Annotated in this window: 15 protein-coding genes; 4 read left to right on the top strand and 11 right to left on the bottom strand. The window is 62.1% G+C overall.

Translation table 11 applies throughout. The features are described 5' to 3' along the window. Positions 1–3: 3 nt before the first annotated feature. On the bottom strand, positions 4–1,212 hold the full coding sequence (locus ACT3UA_RS01700) for a Gfo/Idh/MocA family protein (protein ID WP_444615347.1): 1,209 nt from the start codon (positions 1,210–1,212) through the stop codon (positions 4–6). A gap of 360 nt (positions 1,213–1,572) precedes the next feature. Here ACT3UA_RS01700 and ACT3UA_RS01705 point away from each other — a divergent pair, with 360 nt between their 5' ends. Together ACT3UA_RS01705 and iolB are read left to right on the top strand one after the other, a co-directional pair. Then, positions 1,573–2,313 carry a GntR family transcriptional regulator gene (locus ACT3UA_RS01705; RefSeq protein ID WP_444615349.1) on the top strand — a complete coding sequence of 247 codons (741 nt, stop codon included), beginning with the start codon at positions 1,573–1,575 and terminating at the stop codon, positions 2,311–2,313. 32 nt (positions 2,314–2,345) lie between these two features. Continuing rightward, positions 2,346–3,248, top strand: a complete 903-nt coding sequence (iolB, locus tag ACT3UA_RS01710) for a 5-deoxy-glucuronate isomerase (RefSeq protein WP_444615350.1) — start codon at positions 2,346–2,348, stop codon at positions 3,246–3,248. Positions 3,249–3,341: 93 nt separating this feature from the next. On the opposite strand, the gene ACT3UA_RS01715 is transcribed toward iolB, so the two are convergent. Then, the gene (locus tag ACT3UA_RS01715; RefSeq protein WP_444615351.1) at positions 3,342–4,136 is read right to left on the bottom strand and encodes a TIM barrel protein; all 795 of its coding nucleotides are present in this window, start codon (positions 4,134–4,136) and stop codon (positions 3,342–3,344) included. After that, on the bottom strand, positions 4,133–5,224 hold the full coding sequence (locus ACT3UA_RS01720; protein WP_105650006.1) for a Gfo/Idh/MocA family oxidoreductase: 1,092 nt from the start codon (positions 5,222–5,224) through the stop codon (positions 4,133–4,135). Before ACT3UA_RS01720 ends, ACT3UA_RS01715 begins: the two co-directional genes overlap by 4 nt. A 96-nt stretch (positions 5,225–5,320) precedes the next feature. On the opposite strand from ACT3UA_RS01720, the gene ACT3UA_RS01725 reads away from it, so the two are divergent. Further along, the gene (locus tag ACT3UA_RS01725; RefSeq protein WP_444615352.1) at positions 5,321–6,322 is read left to right on the top strand and encodes a LacI family DNA-binding transcriptional regulator; all 1,002 of its coding nucleotides are present in this window, start codon (positions 5,321–5,323) and stop codon (positions 6,320–6,322) included. 62 nt (positions 6,323–6,384) lie between these two features. On the opposite strand, the gene ACT3UA_RS01730 is transcribed toward ACT3UA_RS01725, so the two are convergent. From ACT3UA_RS01730 to iolC, 8 genes are all read right to left on the bottom strand, one after another. Beyond that, positions 6,385–7,875: a sugar porter family MFS transporter gene (locus ACT3UA_RS01730; protein ID WP_096282775.1), complete on the bottom strand. Its 1,491-nt coding sequence runs from the start codon at positions 7,873–7,875 to the stop codon at positions 6,385–6,387. Positions 7,876–8,293: 418 nt separating this feature from the next. Beyond that, a complete protein-coding gene (locus ACT3UA_RS01735; protein WP_096282778.1) occupies positions 8,294–9,178 on the bottom strand; it encodes a sugar phosphate isomerase/epimerase family protein in 885 nt (294 codons plus the stop codon). Between the two features lie 7 nt (positions 9,179–9,185). After that, the gene (locus tag ACT3UA_RS01740) at positions 9,186–10,199 is read right to left on the bottom strand and encodes a Gfo/Idh/MocA family protein (protein ID WP_444615353.1); all 1,014 of its coding nucleotides are present in this window, start codon (positions 10,197–10,199) and stop codon (positions 9,186–9,188) included. Positions 10,200–10,253: 54 nt separating this feature from the next. Next, the gene (locus ACT3UA_RS01745; RefSeq protein ID WP_105554004.1) at positions 10,254–11,174 is read right to left on the bottom strand and encodes a sugar phosphate isomerase/epimerase family protein; all 921 of its coding nucleotides are present in this window, start codon (positions 11,172–11,174) and stop codon (positions 10,254–10,256) included. 92 nt (positions 11,175–11,266) lie between these two features. Next, the gene (locus tag ACT3UA_RS01750; protein WP_444615354.1) at positions 11,267–12,781 is read right to left on the bottom strand and encodes a CoA-acylating methylmalonate-semialdehyde dehydrogenase; all 1,515 of its coding nucleotides are present in this window, start codon (positions 12,779–12,781) and stop codon (positions 11,267–11,269) included. A 56-nt stretch (positions 12,782–12,837) separates the two neighbouring features. Further along, entirely contained in the window at positions 12,838–14,766 is a 1,929-nt protein-coding gene (gene iolD, locus ACT3UA_RS01755; RefSeq protein WP_444615442.1) for a 3D-(3,5/4)-trihydroxycyclohexane-1,2-dione acylhydrolase (decyclizing), read from the bottom strand. Positions 14,767–14,796: 30 nt separating this feature from the next. Further along, positions 14,797–15,726 (bottom strand): Cgl0159 family (beta/alpha)8-fold protein, encoded by a 930-nt coding sequence (locus ACT3UA_RS01760; protein WP_444615355.1) that lies wholly within the window; start codon positions 15,724–15,726, stop codon positions 14,797–14,799. Between the two features lie 2 nt (positions 15,727–15,728). Further along, a complete protein-coding gene (gene iolC, locus ACT3UA_RS01765) occupies positions 15,729–16,721 on the bottom strand; it encodes a 5-dehydro-2-deoxygluconokinase (RefSeq protein ID WP_444615356.1) in 993 nt (330 codons plus the stop codon). Positions 16,722–17,059: 338 nt separating this feature from the next. Here iolC and ACT3UA_RS01770 point away from each other — a divergent pair, with 338 nt between their 5' ends. Next, positions 17,060–18,067, top strand: coding sequence for a LacI family DNA-binding transcriptional regulator (locus ACT3UA_RS01770; RefSeq protein ID WP_444615357.1), 1,008 nt, complete (start codon positions 17,060–17,062; stop codon positions 18,065–18,067). Positions 18,068–18,155 lie beyond the last annotated feature (88 nt).

Here is an 18,155-nt window from a genome sequence, read left to right on the forward strand (position 1 = left end):
CGGTCAGTATTGCACATTCGCAGCGCGCACCGCCTCATCCAGCGCCTGCCATGTGCCGCTTGCGGCAGATGCTTCGGCCGCTTCCACCAGTGCGGCCGCGGTCACCGCATCGGCGATGGTGGAGTTCGCTTTCTCGCCACCGCAGACAGCCAGCAGGAACTTCTTAGCCTCGATGGTCTTGAGGTCGTCAAAGCCCATCGCATTCCCCGGGCCAGGCTGGAACCGGGAGTATTCGCCATGTTTTGGCGAGCCAATGACCGTCGTGAATCCCTGTTCGTCATTGTCTCGACCGAGCACGACCTCCAGTTCATTCAAGCGTTCAAAATCCCACTTGACCGAACCTTCCGTGCCGTAGATTTCGAGTCGATAGCCGCACTGCGGACCCACGGCCACTCGGGATGCCTCAATAGTTCCGATCGCGCGGTCCGCCACGCCTTCTGGGCTGAAACGCAGCAACGCGGCGGCGTAGTCCTCATTCTCGACTTCACCTTGTTCGCCGCCTTCGATCAGGTCGAAGTGCGTGCCCTGGCCCATGGACAGTTTCGGCCGGGATGGGATCATGACGTTGGTTGATGCGGAAATGCTCCGGATGGGGCCGACAACATGGCTGCATAGATCTGCTGCATGGCTGAATAGGTCAGCGAGCACGCCGCTGCCGGCAAGTTCCCGGTTGAAGCGCCATGACAGAGCCGCGCGGGGGTCTGCCGCATATCCGGCAAGGAAGCTGGCGCGGACATTGGTGATGGATCCCAACCGGCCCTGGCGCACCAGCTGGCGCGCTCGTTCTATAGCTGGCGCATGGCGGTAGTTGAAGCCGATCGAGGTGACTACGCCGTTGCGGATGGCGGCTTGCTCGATAGCCTGCGTTTCGGCCAGGCTTCGACCAGCGGGCTTTTCGATCCAGATGTGCTTACCGGCCTCTGCTGCGGCGATCGCCATTTCGGCGTGCAGGAAGTTCGGTGCGCAAATCGAGACGACATCCACTTCGGGATCTGCGAGCACCTGGTGGTAGTCCAGCGTTCCGCGTTCAAAGCCCAGCGCTGAGATCGCGAAGTCGACTCGTGACTGCTCGGTATCCGCGGCTACGACCAGTCTTGGCTTGATTCCCAACTCTGGATAGACATAGGGCACTGAGCTGTAGGCGCGAGCGTGCAGCTTGCCCATCCAACCCACCGAGATCAGCCCCACGCCGATGCTGCGCTGTTCGTTCATGATTTTCTCCTGTCTGTGGCGCTTCACGCCGTGATTCCCTGCGGCCGCCGCGGCTTGTCCCAAGTCTTGGACCGTTCCAAAAACCATATGTTCCGCTCGAAGCCTTGGGCAATGAAATTCAGCAGAATTTTTGTCAGGACAATTGGACAAACGGACCATATTGTCCAAATTCCCTTGTCGCGATCGCATTTCAAGTCCAAAGCGACGCTTGGCCAAGCGTTTGGCCTTCACCGCTAAGCAGCGAAAAAGCCATGGATCGCGAAGATATCCAGCCAAGAGATGCCCAAATCATGAACTTTCATATAGAGTTTGTCCTGTCAAAGCGACATATCCAGACAAGGTCGCCGGCAAGGAGCAACTGTGAGCACACCCCTGAGCATCAAGATCGACCGATCTTCACCGGTTCCCCTCTACCACCAGGTAGCGCAAGGCATCGAGGGCGCGATCCGCGACGGTTCGCTGACCTCGGGCACTCGACTGGAAAATGAGATCGAGCTCGCCCAGCGACTGCGGCTTTCACGCCCCACCATTCGCAAGGCCATGGACGACCTCGTCCAGTCCGGCCTTCTGGTGCGCAAGCGCGGTGTGGGAACGCAGGTTGTTTCCAGCCAGATCCGGCGGCACCTTGAACTATCCAGCCTGAATGATGACCTTGAGCGCGCCGGAAAGAAGCCTTCTACCAGCTTGCTCAGCTTTGAACATATTCCAGCTCCAACGGAGATCCAGGAACTTCTCTCACTGCCCAAGGATGTCTGCGTTTACCACTTCACCCGGCTGCGTTCTGCCAGCGGAAGCCCACTGGCACTGATGGAGAACTGGGTTCGCGACGACATTGTTGAGCTGGATGAAAAGTCCCTGCAAGCACATGGCCTGTACGAGCTTCTGCGTGAAGCAGGGGTCAACTTCCGGCTGGCCCAGCAGCGCATCGGGGCGACCACCGCCGACGATATCCAAGCCAAGGCCTTGGACACGGCGGCAGGTTCGGCCCTGGTGACCATGCAGCGCACTGCCGTGGATGACACCGGGCGCAACGTGGAGACCGGTGCCCACGTTTATCGCGCTGATGCCTACAGCTTTGAAATGACCTTGGTGCAACGCTAGGCACCTGGCACCGCCGTCGAAAGGAATGACTGATGACCGATTGGATTTACCCTGCAGGTTCCGCCGCCAACGGAGACTGGAGCATCTCGCTCGGCGCCCATGACTCGACCGCTTCCATCGAGGGCTGGGCCCACACCGGGCTCAAGGTAGCCGAGCTGGCTCCCGGTCAAACAGTCGAACTGGCGGCCACCGCCGAAGAACGCATTGTCGTCCCGCTCAGCGGCGCATCATTCAACGTCGCTATCGCAGGCAAAGAATATGTTCTCAGCGGTCGCGAATCAGTCTTTGCCGGACCAGCTGATGCCCTCTACACCGGCATCAACACAGCGCTGTCCATCAGCTCAGCCGAGGGGGGCCGGGTCGCCGTAGCGCTGGCCCCGGCCAAGCAGTCCTACCCAACCCGCCTGATCAAGGCAGAAGAGACTCCGGTGGAGCTGCGCGGAGCAGGAAACTGCTCCCGCCAGGTCCACAACTTCGGCACCCCGGCCGCACTGGAAGCAGACCGTTTCATCGTCTGCGAAGTCATTACTCCGGCAGGCAACTGGTCTTCCTATCCACCGCATAAGCATGATCAGGAGAAGGAAGGCGAGACCAGCCTCGAGGAAATCTATTACTTCGAGACGCAACTAGCCCAGGGCATGCCCGCCGAAGCGGCCACCGATCCCATCGGCTATGCGCGCGTTTATGCCTCGGATGAACGCCCCATTGACGTTAATGCCGAAGTCCGCACCGGGGACGTTGTCTTGGTCCCCTACGGCTGGCATGGTCCAGCCATGGCGGGACCGGGTTATGACCTTTACTATCTGAACGTCATGGCCGGCCCGGGACGCGTGCGCGATTGGCTGATCAGCGATGATCCCCACCATGGCTGGATCCGCCAGACTTGGGATTCGCAGAGCATGGATCCGCGATTGCCCTTCGGAGCCGGCGCGTAGCCACCCGGGTTGCAAAGCCCAGCGGCGGCAGCAGGATCCCCTGCTGCCGCCGCTGGGCTTTAACTCTCAATCCTCCGCCCGGTATAAGATCCCCTAGCGCGCCACGGGCCTGGCCAGCGGTTCAAAAGCCTGGGCAAAGGCTGCGATGGCAGCATTGGAATCTGCGCTGGCATAGGCTTCCATGCCGATCGGGCCAGAGTAATCCAGATCCGCCAGAGCTTGGGCAACAGCCAGGTAGTTGATTTCCCCGGTGCCCGGCTCGCAACGCCCGGGAACGTCTGCGACCTGGATTTCTCCGATATGCGGCAGTGCCGAACGCACCAGTTCGATGAGGTTCCCCTCGCCAATTTGAGCGTGGTACAGATCAAGCATCATCTTCACGTTCGGGTGTCCCACGGCCTTGACCAGAGACATCGTGTCCTTGGCGCGTCCCAGCGGGATGCCCGGGTGATCCAGAATCGTGTTCAAGTTCTCCAGCATGAAGGTGACCTGGTGTTCTTCCCCGATCCGGCCCAGCTCCTCCAGAGTTCGCGCTGCGGTGAGCCACATGTCTCCGGTAGCCCGAAAACGTGGGGTGGCGGCCTGCCCGTCAATGAGCTGAGCCGGATGCACCACCAGCCGGTTGATGCCCAGCTCCCGGGCGGCCGGAATCAATTCCTTGGCGGTGCGAACCACTTCGTGCGCGCTGCCCGGATCGCAGAGGCTCCCTTCGCTGTAGCCTGTCATGGAGCCGAAGCGGGCACCGGTGGCCGCCAAAGCCGGAAGGTCTTTGTCTCTGATATCCCAGAGTTCAATTTCAAAACCGGCCTCGTCAAGGCGCTTGACCCGGTCGATCAGCGGAAGGTCCAGGAAGACCATTTCGGCGCAGACCGCCAGCTGCGCACTCATGCGTTCACCGCAAGCCGGGTGGCCGATTCCAGCTTCACCGGCAGGCCGGTTTCCGAGGATTCCAAGGCCGCCAGTGCCACGCGCAGCGCTGCGCGTGCGTCCGCGCCGGTGGGGACCGCCAGGCCCGCGTCGGCCGAACCGTCGCGCAGGCCACGGATCTTGCGGGCGAAGATCGAGAGCTGCTCGCGGTAGGCCTGGGCGAAGAGCTCGATGTTCAGCCGTTCGGTTGGCGCATGGGCCCCCGCGCTGTCAAAGCTGGCCGCTGCCAGCTGCACTGGATTCCCTGCCTGCACCATGCCCTTTGAACCAAAGACTTCTCCGCGCACGTCGTATCCGTAGCTGGCCGAGAAGTTCGCCTCGGCCACTGCAATTGCTCCGTTCGAGTAGCGCAGGCTCACCACGGCGGTATCCAGCAAACCGGCATCCCGGTGCTCTGGCGCCACCAATGCATCGGCCATGACGTGGACTTCCACGGCTTCTGCACCCGGGTTCAGCCAGTTCAGCGTGTCAAAATCGTGGATCAGGGTTTCGGTGAAAATCACGTGCGAGCGGATCTTCGCCGCGTTGGGCAACCCGCCTGCAACTTCTGGATCGCGGGTCAGCGACCGCAGCAGCTGAGGGGTGCCGATTGCACCGGAATACACCTGTTCTGCCACGGCAGCGAAGTCGCGGGAGAAGCGCCGGTTGAAACCGATCTGCAGCAGCACTCCGGAATCCTCCACTGCTTTCAAGGCGGTGTCGAGATCTGACAGCGCGTGCGCTGCCGGCTTTTCGCAGAAGATGTGCTTTCCCGCCGCGGCGGCCTGGGCGATCAAGCCGGCATGGAAGCTTGAAGGCGCGCCGATGACCACAGCGTCTACGGTTTCGTCGGCAAACACGTCCGCAATGTCTTCGGTGTAGTTCGTGCAACCCAGTTCTGCGGCCAGTTCGGCGGCGCGGCCTGGTGCCGGATCTGCCACGACGTGCAGTTGTGCATCTGGCAGGTGCTGTGCCACAGTGCGGGCGTGGAATGCGCCGATCCACCCGGTGCCGATGACCGCAATGCGCAGTGGCCGTGCGGAATTTTCTGGCAGGGATTGGTAAGCCATGGAGTATCTCCTAGAACGTTCTAGATAAAGTGTTCAGGAAAATCATGGCACACTGGATAGCAGGTGTCTATAACGTTCTAGAAGAAAGTTCCGCCAATGCCGCATGCATCTGCGCCACGCCCCGCCAAACGCCCTACGTTGGCCGACGTCGCCCGCGCCTCAGGGGTCTCGGTAGCACTGGCCTCGATCGTGCTGCGCGAGGCTGAGGGCGCCAGCGGAGAATCCCGGGCCCGGGTCAAGCAGGCCGCCGCGGATTTGGGCTACCGCCCGGACTCGCGTGCACGGTCGCTGCGCAGCAGCCGCAGCAGAACGCTTGGCCTGGCCCTGGCGCTGGGAGAGCCGCTGCACGCGGAGCTGGCAGATGCTTTATACGCGCAGGCGGACCAGAGCGGATTTGAAATCATTCTGGGCGCCACCGGCAGACACCGAGATGAACGCCGTGTGCTCAATACCCTCATCGATGCCGGCGTCGAGGCGGTGATCGGGGTGTTCCCCGAACTGCCAGCCGCGCAGCTGGTCCAGGTGTCCAAGCAGCTTCCCGTCATCAGCCTGCTGCGCAAGGTCAAAGGCATCCCCTCGGTCATTACCGACGAGGCTGCCGGCGTTGAACAGGTCGTCAGCCATTTGGTGCAGCGCGGCCACACACGGCTGCTGCATCTGGATGGCGGTTCCGCCGTCTCGGCGAAACAGCGGCGAGATGCCTTCTTCGAATCCGCTGCCCGCGCCAACGCCAGCGGCCAGATCCTTCCAGCGGGTTCTGACGAGGCGACCGCTTTTGCGGTCCTGCGAGAGTATCTGGAGAAAACGCCCCAGGCCGAACGCGCCACGGCGGTACTGGCCTTTAATGACCGCGCGGCGCTCGGCGCCCGGCAAGCCATAGATCTTGCGGGCCTGCAGGTTCCCGAGCAGATCTGCCTTGCCGGATATGACGACAGCGAATTCGCCAGGCTTGCGCATGCCGATCTGACCAGCGTTCGCCAAGATGTCGCAGCCCTGGCTCAGGCCGCCATGCAGGCGGCCCTGTATTCCCCGGGAGCATCCAGCACCCATGCGCCGCAGCTGGTGGTGCGCGGCAGTACCGGACAGCGCCGGGCATAGCAGGGGGCCCAGCCCTGCCAAGTGGCGGGGCTGGGCTCACTAGCTCAGCGAATGGTCGTGCCTTAGGCGTTGACCGCCGGCTTGACTTGGTAGATCGCTCCTGTGGAGACGTCCTCTTCCAGGGCTTCCAGTGAGCGTCCGCGGGTTTCGGGAACCTGGGTGGCCACGAAGATCAGCGCCAGCACACCGATGCCTGCGAAGATGAAGAAAGATCCGGTAATTCCGACACCGGAGACCAAAGAGGGGAAGAACAGCGCCAGCACACCGTTGGTGGCCCACCCGAAGAACACCGAGATGCCAATTCCCAGCCCACGCATATGCAGCGGGAAGACTTCAGCCAGCCACACCCAGACAGCCACGTTGAGGAATGTCTGCATGGACATCACGAAGGCAACCACCAAGATCAGGATCACCACCGGTCGGATAGGGCTGCCGACCGGCAGCAGCATGCCCGCGATGGCTACCAGCAGGTGGCAGGTGGTGGTCAGCGCCAAGCCGATCAGGAAGGTCTTGCGGCGGTCCATACGGTCCATATTGCGCAGGGCGATGATGCCGCCAATCACGGCAACCACGCCGAAGGCGATATTCGCCAGGACTGCCTGCTGCTCTGACATGCCGGACTCTTCCAGCACGCGTGTTCCGTAGTACATGATCGAGTTGATGCCGGTGAGCTGCTGAGTCATGGAAACGCCGATGCCGATGGCGACGATGCGCATCAACCACTTGTTTTTCAGCACGGCCTTGATGCCCACCGGCTTGTTGTTCCGCTTTTCCTCGTCGGCAACGATCTCGATCTCGTGGACTTCGGCCAGTGCACGCTCAGGCGAACGCACTGTCTTGAGCACTCGCAGCGCCTCGGCATAGCGGCGCTTTTCCACGAGCCAGCGCGGAGATTCAGGCATGCGCAGCATGCCGAAGAACAACGCCAGCGCTGGCAGTGCGCAAATTGCGAACATGATGCGCCAGACGCCATCCACGGTTCCACCCAGGACGGTTCCAATGATCGCGTTCATCACGAAGGCGGCCAACTGACCCGAGACAATGGCCAGCTCATTGCGACCGGTGATGGATCCGCGAATTTCATACGGGGCCAATTCGGCCAAGTAGATCGGCACGACCGTGGATGCGCCACCCACGGCCAATCCGAGCATGATGCGTCCGGCGATCAAAACACCAAAACCCAGTGGCGAGAAAGTTCCCGCTTCCGGGCCGGCAGGCGAGAAGACTACGAGCAAGGTTCCGGCAAAGAACAGGACTGCCAGCAAGATGATGGTCTTGCGCCGACCCCATACATCGGCAATTTGTCCGCCGATGAGCGCTCCGAACGCGGCGGCGAAGACCAGTGAGCTGATCACCACGCCAACTTGCAGAAGGTCCAGGCCGAGTTCCGCTGCCATGGGACCTTCGGCGCCATTGGCAACACCGGTGTCGTATCCGAAAAGCAATCCGCCAAAACAGGCGATGATGGAGATCAAACCGAGTCGCTTAACATGAGGCCCCGCGGTGAGGGGCGGCAGGCTTGACTCTGCAGAAGCTTGCTGCGCACTAGACATGGGAACTCCTTTGGATTGCCCGGGTGAAAGCATTACTGGCCTTGGGCCATCCATCGGATCGACTGCGATCCGGCTTCCTCCACTCGGTTCGGCGGGAACCAATTCGCATCATTCTGGTTCCTTGCCGATAACTGAAAGTGATGGGCTTCACAGCCCATATGTAAGGACAATACGTCATCAGTGTTTAGCGGGCAAGCATTATTGGCTATTAAGTCCTGACAAATGCCGTTTTTCTTGCCGCACCGGCCCTGCCGACCGCTAGTTCCCGAGACTGTACGCACAAATCAATCTGGAATTCTGCGAGCTCTTCTCGAGCCGTCCTGTGCACAGGATGACTCCCGGGCCGGATGACGAAAGCCGAACCCGCAAGGGTTCGGCTTTCGTCATCCGGCAACTCAACTCGGCGTTGCCTGATTTGCTAGGAACGCGCAGCTTGGGCGGAAGCTACACGGCTGCGCATCTGCTCCAACTGGAATTTGGAGACCTCGACGGCGTTCTCGTTCTCGGCAAATACGCTGGAGACCATGACGCTCTCCTCGCGGTCGGCAAAACCGTTGGCCACGAGACCGGAGAAGAATCCATCCCAGTCCACGTCCCCATCACCAAGCTTCAGGTGCTGGTGCACGCGCACCGGATTGCCCGGCGGATTGGTGATGTAGCGCAACCCGTGCGAGGCATGATGGTTCATCGTGTCAGACACATGCACCACCCGCAGTCTCTCCCCCACGGTCTGCATGATTTCCAGCGGTTCGTCCTTCATGTGGAAGGAATGAGAGGCGACGTAGACAAAGGACAGATTCGGCGAATTCACCCCGCGGATGACCCGCCAAGCTGCCAAGCCCTCTTCGACGAAATCATCCGGATGCGGGTCAATGGCCACGTTAATGCCCTCGCGCTCAATGATTGGCACGAGCTCCTCCATGGAACGGTAGAACGCGGCCTCGGACTCCTCGGCGCGTTCCGGCCGTCCGGAAAATTCCGTGTTCATCTGGTTCACGCCCAAATCCACGGCGATCTGGATGGCGCGCTTCCAATAGCGCACCGCGGCCTGGCGCAAATTCTCCTCGGGCGAGGACCAGCGCAGCACCGGAAGCACCGAAGCGATCCCCACCCCGGTGGCCTTGCACCGGGCCGCGAGTTGCGCGACCAGGTCATCGTCGGCCTTGGGGTGGGTGAAGAACGGAATCATATCCGCATGCGGGGTCAGCTGTATGCAGTCATAGCCCAGCTCCGCTGCCAGTTCCGGGAACTGGAGCAGCGAGTGCGTGGAATGGAACGGGGTCGGGTCCAATGCGTATTTCATGATGCCCCTAGCTGTAGAGATCCGGCTTGCTGTTCAGCTTGACTGCCACCTTTTCGCCGGTGCGCTGGGCCTCGACTCCAGCCTCGCAGCACGCCGCGGTGGCGTAGCCGTCCCAGGCGCTCGGCCCGCCCAATTCCCCACGCAGCGCGGCGTCAACCCACGACTGGATTTCGGTGTCGTAGGCGACGCCGAAACGCTCCTCGAAGCCCGGGGTGACCTTGCCGCCCCACTGCCCGGCGGTACGCACATACGGTCCGGCGTCATTGCCGATGGACACGATGCCATCTTCAAAGGATGCCTGGGTCGCCACCTCGTAGCCGAACTTCGCGTTGACGTAGATCTCCACGTCGGCGAGCACTCCGGCAGAAGTTTCCAGCAGCACATGCTGTGGGTCATGCTGGCCGTTGGGTGCATTGCGGGTGGCTTTGCCCAAGCGCACCTGCACCGAGGTGATCTCTGCGCCGGTGAAGTAGCGAATGGCATCGAACTCGTGGACCACCGAGTCGTTGATCAGCATCTCATTGGTGAAGCCTTCCGGGGTGGATGGGTTGCGGTGCTGGTGGTGCAGCACCAGCAATTCACCCAGGCTCTCGTCCTCGATCAGCTGGCGCAGCTGCCGGTACTCGGCGTCAAAGCGGCGCATGAAGCCCACCTGGATGCGCTTGCGGCCCAGTCTGGCCTCCGCCTCGACAATCTCCCATGAGGAAGCGGCATCCGGGGTCAGCGGCTTTTCGCACAGCACCGGAATATCGGCAGCAAGCACCGTCAGCAGCGCATCGTGGTGCAAGAAACCGGGGGTCGCCAGCAGTACGGCGTTGACCTCGCCGTCGGCGAGCGCCGCGGGCAGGTCGGTGTAGCCCTTGGCGCCCGGGATGTCTGCGATGGCAGCGTTGACCCGGTCGGTGTCAATATCGACAACGGCCGCCAGCTTGGCGCCGGAGATGCGGTGGTGGATGCGCTGGATGTGGTCGGCGCCCATGCGTCCGGCTCCGACGACGGCGACGCGCAGGATTTCTGGCACGATGAGTCCTTTCAAGATTTTTTGGTGGTCCTGGTTTGAGTTAGGCAAGTTGGCCTAGACGCGGGTGTGCGAGCCGCAGCTGAGCAGGTAGTCGCGCGTGCGGGTGGCGATGGGCAGCGGCACCGTGAAGTCGGCGACCGGGTACATGTCCTGTTCGACAATGCCGAAGATCGGGCGGCCCAGCTTCTCCACTTCCGCCAAGACCTCATTGAGGTCAGGCAGGCCCGAAGGCGGTTCGCACATGACCCCGGCGAGGTTGGCCGCGGCCCAGGTCAGGTCCTGCGCGCGCACCGTGGCCAGGATGTCCGGGTTGATCTGCTTCAGATGCAGGTAGCCGATGCGCTCCGGGAAGCGGCGGATCAGATCCACGCTGGACGCCCCACCGTATTCGGCATGCCCGGTATCCAGGCACAGGGTGGTGAACTGCGGGTCGGTGAGCTCAAGGAACTTCTCGATATCGCTCTGGCCGCAGACATGCGAGTCGGCGTGGGAGTGGAACTGCTGTTTCAGGCCAAATTCTTCCTGCAGGATCTTGCCCAACCGGTCATGGCCCTGGGCCAGCGAGTCCCAGGCCGCGGCATCCAGTGTGCCGGATTCGACGGCTTGCCCGGTGACGTCATCGCGCCACATGGCCGGGATCACCACAATATGCTCCCCGCCCATGGCGGCGGTCAGCTCGGCCACCTTTCGGGCTGGCTCCCAGGCTTGCTCCCAGGCGCTGGCGCTGCCGTCGATGCCGCGGTGGAAGGCGGTGAAGACGGTGCCGGCGCAGACGTTCAGGTCGCGGGCGGCCAGCTCATCGGCCAGCTGGGCGGGGTCGGTAGGCAGGTACCCGTAGGGGCCCAGCTCGATGGTTTTGTAGCCGGCCTCGGCTACCTCGTCGAGGAAGCGCTGCCAGGGTGTCTGCTTGGGGTCATCGGCAAACCAGACGCCCCAGGAGTCGGGGGCAGTTCCAATGGTGATGTTCTGTGCCATGGCATGTACCAGAATCTTTCGATGCTCATTGCCGATGCCGACCGTTTACCGGCCGGCATCGGCACGATGGAAATTAGTTGCAGTGCAGGAACCTAGTTTGAGGGGAAGCTGTACGATGCGGTGGACAGCTGTGCCGGCTCCGGCCACCGCTGCGTGACTGCCTTGCCGCGGGTGTAGAAACGCACACCGTCCGGGCCATAGATGTGGTGCTCGCCAAATAGTGAATTCTTCCAACCACCAAATGAGTGCCATGCCACCGGTACCGGGAGCGGAACGTTTACCCCGACCATGCCCACATGAATACGTCGGGTGTAGTTGCGCGCGTGCGAACCCGAGGAGGTGAAGATTGCGGTGCCGTTGCCGTATGGGTTGGCGTTCACCGTGTCGATGGCTTCATCCAAGGAATCAACGCGAAGCACCACGAGTACCGGGCCGAAAATTTCCTCGGTGTAGGCACTCATTTCTCGGTTCACCCGGTCCAAGATGGTCGGGCCAACGAAGAACCCGTTTTCATGGTCCTTGACCACTAGGTCTCGACCATCCAAGATCAGGGCGGCACCGGCATGTTCGGCCTCGCCAACAATCTTCTGCAGGCGAGTCTTTGATGCCGGTGTGATGACCGGTCCCATATCTGCTTTTTCGTCAAAGCCGTGGGAGACGTTCACGCCACGGGCTCGTTCGGCTAGCTTGTCCACGAGGATGTCAGCGGCCTCGCCAACGGCCACGGCCACGGAGATCGCCATGCAACGCTGGCCTGCCGAGCCGAATGCCGCAGCATTGATATGGTCTGCAGCCTGCTCCATATCTGCATCCGGCATGATGACCGCGTGGTTCTTGGCACCGCCCAATGCCTGGACGCGCTTTCCGTACTTGGTTGCGGTCTCGTGTACGTACTTGGCAATGGGTGTTGACCCGACAAATGAAATTCCGTCCACATCTGGGTGGGACAGCAAACCATCTACAGTTTCCTTGCCGCCATGCAGCACCTGGAATACTCCGTCGGGAAGCCCCGCCTGCTTGAAAAGCTCGGCAATCAACAGCGCAGCCGACGGATCACGCTCGGAAGGCTTGAGGATGAAGGCATTGCCGGTGGCGATGGCAACTGGCGCCATCCACAAGGGAACCATGACCGGGAAGTTGAACGGGGTAATTCCGGCAACTACGCCTAGTGGCTGGCGGAATGAGAACACGTCTATGCCGGTGGATACCTGGTCCGAGTATTCCCCCTTGAGTGACTGGGAGATTCCGGCGGCGTATTCCACGACCTCGATACCGCGGGCTACTTCGCCGGCCGCGTCCGAGAGTACCTTGCCGTGCTCGCTGGTTACCAAGCGGGCCAGGTCATCGGTGTGTTCGGTGAGCAGTTGCTGGAAGCGGAACATGACCTTGGTGCGCTTGACGATGGAGACTTCGCCCCAGCTGTCGGCGGCGGCGTGGGCCGCTGCCACGGTCTGGGCCAGGTCTTCGGGGCTAGCCAGATGCAGCTGACCGGTAATTTCGCCGGTTGCCGGGTTGTAAACCGGCTGGGTGGCGGTTCCGCTGCCCGCGGTTGGCTGTCCGTTGATGAAGTGCTTGATGTCGGTAATTTCGGTGGCAGTTGTGCTCATGATTAGCTCTCGTCTAGTAGCGAAAAAGTGTTGGGCCGGCGATAACGTGCGGCGATTCAGCCTAGATAAGGCTTCTGCCGCTCCTTGTGGCTTTCGTAGACTTCACGGGCCTTCGTCGTGGAATCCAGCTCGGATGTTTCACTGACCGGCACGTCCCACCAAGACTGGCTGGAAGGTGCATCGGCGTAGAGATCCGATTCAATATGGATGAGGATTGGGCCGGATCCTTCCGGCGCTGCCTTTGCGGTGGCGATGGCGGCCGCCAGGTCCTCGATGGCCCGATCTCCGGGGGCGATTCTTATGACCTTGACTCCCAATGATTCGGCGTTCAGCGCCAAATCGATTGGCAGCGTTTGCCCCTCGTCGAAGGAGTGCGTTTGGGTGTCCAGTGCACGGTATTTGGTGCCGAAGCGCTGGGATCCCAATGATTCGGAGAGCGACCCGATGGAGGCATAACCGTGGTTCTGGATGAGCACCGTGATCAGTTTGATCCCCTCGGCCACTGCGGTGACCAGTTCGGTGTGCATCATCAGATAGGAGCCGTCGCCGACCATGACCACTACGTCACGGTTTTCCGCGCCGCGCGCGGTCTCCGCAAGCACCGCACGCTTCAGTCCCAGCCCACCGGCGATTTCGTAACCCATGCAGGAGAAGCCGTATTCCACGTGATATCCGAAGGGGTCCGAAACCCGCCACATCTTATGCAGGTCTCCGGGCAAAGATCCTGCCGCGCACACTACAACGTCGCGGGAATCCATGGCCTGGTTGGTTGCGCCGATAATGGCATTCTGGCTGACTAGCGGGCTGAGCCTTTCGGCGAATGCCTCATCCACGGTCGCATCCCAACGTTGTTTCTCTTGGGCGGTGAACACCTCAAGAGCGCCTTCCACCCGATACCCGGTGAGCGCTTCGCGCAGGGCAATGAGCGCCTTGCGAGCATCCGCGACGATCGGCAGCACGGTGGCGTGCTTGTACGCATCAAGTGCGGCAACGTTGATATTTACGAACTTCGCTCCGGGGTTTTGGAAGGCCGTGCGGCTGGCCGTGGTGAAGTCCTCATAACGGGTACCAATACCGATGATCAGATCGGCTTCTGCGGCCAACGCGTTGGCCGCAGAAGTACCGGTGGAACCGATGGCTCCTAGCGAATGCTTCGAGTCCCAAGGCAGGGCGCCAACGCCGGCTTGGGTATTGCCCACCGGAATTCCGGTGGCCTCAGCGAAGGCCGCAAGCTCCTCGGTCGCATAGGCATAGAGCACTCCGCCACCGGCAACGATCAACGGGCGCTTGGCAGCACGAATCAGCTGCGCAGCCTGGGCTATGTCTTCGGTTTCCGGGGCCGGGCGGCGGATCTTCCAGTCGCGTTCGGCAAAGAACTCTTCCGGGAAATCAAAGGCCTCGGCCTGGACGTCCTGCGGCAAGGAGATGGTCACCGCGCCAGTTTCGGCCGGATCGGTGAGCACGCGCAGACCGTGGTGCAGTGCGCTGGCCAACTGTTCCGGCCGGGTGACCCGGTCAAAGTACTTGGATAGCGGGCGGAAGGCATCGTTAACGGTGATGTCGTAGCCGTGCGGCATTTCCAGTTGCTGGAGTACTGGATCGGCGGCACGGGTGGCGAAGGTATCGCTGGGCAAGAGCAATACCGGCAAACGGTTAGCGGTGGCCAGCGCGGCACCGGTGAGCAGGTTGGAGGAGCCAGGCCCGATGGAGGTGGAGACCGCATAGGTGGCGCGGCGGCGGGTATGCCGGGCATAGGCCACCGCCTGATGCGACTGCGCCTGCTCGTTGCGACCTTGGTAGTACGGCATGAGGCTCGGGTCTTTGAGCTGCCATTGCTTCAGGGCCTGCCCCACCCCGGCGACATTGCCGTGGCCGAAGATGCCGAACATTCCTGGAATCAGGCGCTCTCGATAGGCAGCTCCACCGATGTTGTCCACCGTGTACTGTCGTCCCAGGAATTCTACGACCGCCTGAGCAACGGTCATTCTGCGTGTAGTCATCGAGCTTTGTCCTTCTCAGCTGCGTACAGGAGTGGTGGTGTTCAAGAGCGATGCGGCGGTGGCCACGGCGGCGGCCACATCCCCGTCCTCGGGATACAGCAGGGTCCGGCCCACGGTTAGCCCCTGTACCCCGGGCAGGGCCAGCGCCGCCTGCCAGGAGGCGAAGACCTTATCGGGACTTCCGGATGGATCCCCGCCGAGCAGGACCGTGGGCAGGGTGGTCGCGGCCATAACCCGTTCCATTTCCTGGACCACGGGGATTTTCAGCCAGGTGTAGGCGCTGGTTTCGCCCAGTCCGGAGGCGATGCCCATGGACTTGATCACTGCCTCCGGGCGCAGGTCGTTGACCACCTTGCCCTCGGCCCGCTTGGAGATGAACGGTTCGACCATGGCGACCAGCTGGTGCCGGGCCAGATCGGAGACGGCATCGGCGGTGGCAGCCAGGGTTTTCACGGTGTCCGGATCCTCGTAGCTGATCCGGGTGAGCATCTTGCCGCCGTCTGCGCCCAAGGCGGCCAGGGCCGCAGCGCTATGCCCGGTGAAGCGGTCATCGATCTCGTTGACCAGGCCGGTGAGCCCGCCGCGGTTCATCGATCCGAAGACCAGCTTGCCTTCCAGTGCGCCCAGCAGCAGCAGGTCATCGAGGATATCCGGCGAGGCCAGCACCCCATCGCAGGCGGGGTTCTGCAAGGCGATCCGCAGCCGGTCCAGCAGTTCGCGGCGGTCGGCCATGGCCGTGGCGCGCTTGCCTACGGATAGCGCCCCGCGGGCCGGGTGGTCGGCGGCGATGATGAAGTTCTGCCGTCCCAGCACCGGGCCGGCGTGCTTCTGGCGCAGCGAGGCGGCGCGCTGCACCGCTGCCGGGTCTTCCAGCCGCTGGCGGGTGATGGATTCGTAGCGGCGCGGGTCTTCGCGGTCCACGTGCAGGTCTGATGCCTGTTTCATATCTAGACCAGGTCTTTCTGGGAGGCGGGTACGGTGCGGCCGCGCTCGGCCAGCAGGGCGTTCACTTCTTCTGGGTCCGGCATCGCATCGGAGCAGGCAACCTTCGAGGCCACGATCGCCCCAGCGGCATTGGCGTAGTCAAGGACCTGTTCCAGCGGCCAACCGGAGAGCAGTCCGTGGCAGAAGGCGCCGCCGAAGGAGTCGCCGGCGCCCAGTCCGTTGGCGGTCTGCACCGGAACCGGCGCGGAAACCACGCGTTCGGTGCGGGTTTTGGCCATGACGCCTTCGGGGCCGAGCTTGACCACTGCGATCTGCACTCCGGCCTCCAGCAGGCGGTCGGCCTGCTCATCCGGGGTGCCTTCGCCGACGGCTACCGAGCATTCGGTGTCATTGCCGATGGCCACGGTGGCCGAGGGCAGGGCGCGCGCTACCTGTTCGCGGGCCTGTTCCACGGAGTCCCAGAACATCGGGCGGTAGTCCAAATCCAAAATGGTGAACTGCCCTTCGGCCAGCGAACCGGCCGGGCGGGTCTCGTAGGCCGCCAGCTGCGCAGTGCGCGAAGGCTCTCGGCTCAATCCGGTGACGGTGCTCCAGAAGATCTTGGAGTTCTTGACCGCGTCGAGGTCGATGTCACTGCTTGTGATGTTCCAGTCCGGCGCCATCGGAAAGCGGCCGTAGAAGTACAGCGGGAAGTCATCTGGTGGCATGATGGCGCAGAAGGTGACCGGTGTCTGCAAGCTGGCATCGCGGGTGACCTGTGCGCGGTCCACGCCGTAGCGGTCCAATTCGCGTTCCAGGAACGTGCCGAAGTCGTCGTCACCGATTTTGGTGATCACCCCGGCCGTACGGCCGTGCCGTGCAGCTGCCACTGCGACGTTGGTGGCAGAGCCACCAAGATACTTGCTGAAGGAGTTCACATCGGCGAGGGAAACACCGATGTCGTTCGGGTAGACGTCAACGCTGATGCGTCCGAGGGTGAGTACGTCGTAAGTCACGCAGATCGACGTCCTTTCGAGTCAGAAGTTCAGAATCGGCCAGCTGCCGAAGATGTGAACGGTGCCACAAGAAATACTTTGCACCATGAATCTGGCTCTGTCAAAGGTTTGTACTGACATATTTACAACATGAGTAACACTTTGAGTGAAAAACCTTGCAATTCTGCGGATATCGACCAGTTCAAGTCGACAAAAGTTTATGATTCCCTCAAGAACTATGTCCTGACGTTAAGATCTGACTAGTTTGGAATTCCTGCTCCGAAGCTGGAGGTGCCGCGTTCGATGCGGGCGGAACGCTAGGCTCTTAACGAGAGCCCGGACCAAGCCCAGGAGGCACTATGGAACCAGAACGCCGCCGCGCGACAATCTACGATGTCGCCCAAGCTGCCGGTGTCTCCAAATCACTGGTATCCCTGGTGCTGCGCGGCTCCGCCAGCGTCTCCGAGCCACGCCGCGCCGCGGTGCTGGCTGCCATCGAGCAGCTGGACTACCGCCCGAGCCAGGCCGCGGCCGCATTGGCCGGCGGCACCAGCCAGACCGTCGGCGTGGTGATCGACGACTACACCAACGTCTGGTTTGTCGAATTGCTTCGCGGGCTGCAAGAAGGACTGGGCAATGCCGGACTGCGCATCGCCGTCTCGGACCGCACGCTGAACGCGCATGTGGAGTCGGACCCTCTGGATGGATTTCTCAGCACCCGCGTCGAGGCCCTGGTCCTGGCCACCGAGCCTACACCGGCCATGCGCTTCCCCTCCCAGATCCCGGTGATCGTGGCAGGCAATCGAGCAACACAGGTGACCGGAGCGGATATTTCAGCAAGCGACGACCGGCTTGGCGCACGCCGAGCCATCGAATACCTGATTTCACTGGGGCATCGGCACATCGGGCACATCGGTGGCGGCGGAGGCGCATCAAGGCTCAGGCGCATTGGATACCAGGACGCCATGCGCGCGGCGGGCCTGGCCGAGCGCATCGTCATCCTCACCCCGCACACCACCGAGGACAGCGGTTATCAGTGCACCCAGCAGCTTTTACGCGAAACCCCGGAAATTACCGCCATCCTGGCCGGCAATGATTCGATGGCCATGGGTGCCCTGGCCTCGGCCCGCGAGAACGGCCGCTCGGTCCCCGAGGATCTGTCAATTATCGGCTACGACAACTCGCCGCTCTCCGACACGCACCTGCTCCGCTTGACCACCGTAGACAGCCGCAACCGCGAGCTCGGCATGCACGTGGCCGAGCAGGTGCTCTCCCGGCTCGCGGACCCTGAACGCGCCGCGCAACAGGTCTCGCTGGAGCCGGCACTCGTTGAGCGCGGCACCTGCGCCCCAGTTCGCACCGCCTAGATAATCCCCGCTCAAGACCCCTTGACCGCCGCTTGGATTCGCCTTTACACTTTTTTGGAGCGCTCCAAAATCCCCTGAACAACTTCCA

It is taken from the genome of Glutamicibacter sp. 363, from assembly GCF_052379505.1.
Lineage (GTDB): Bacteria > Actinomycetota > Actinomycetes > Actinomycetales > Micrococcaceae > Glutamicibacter.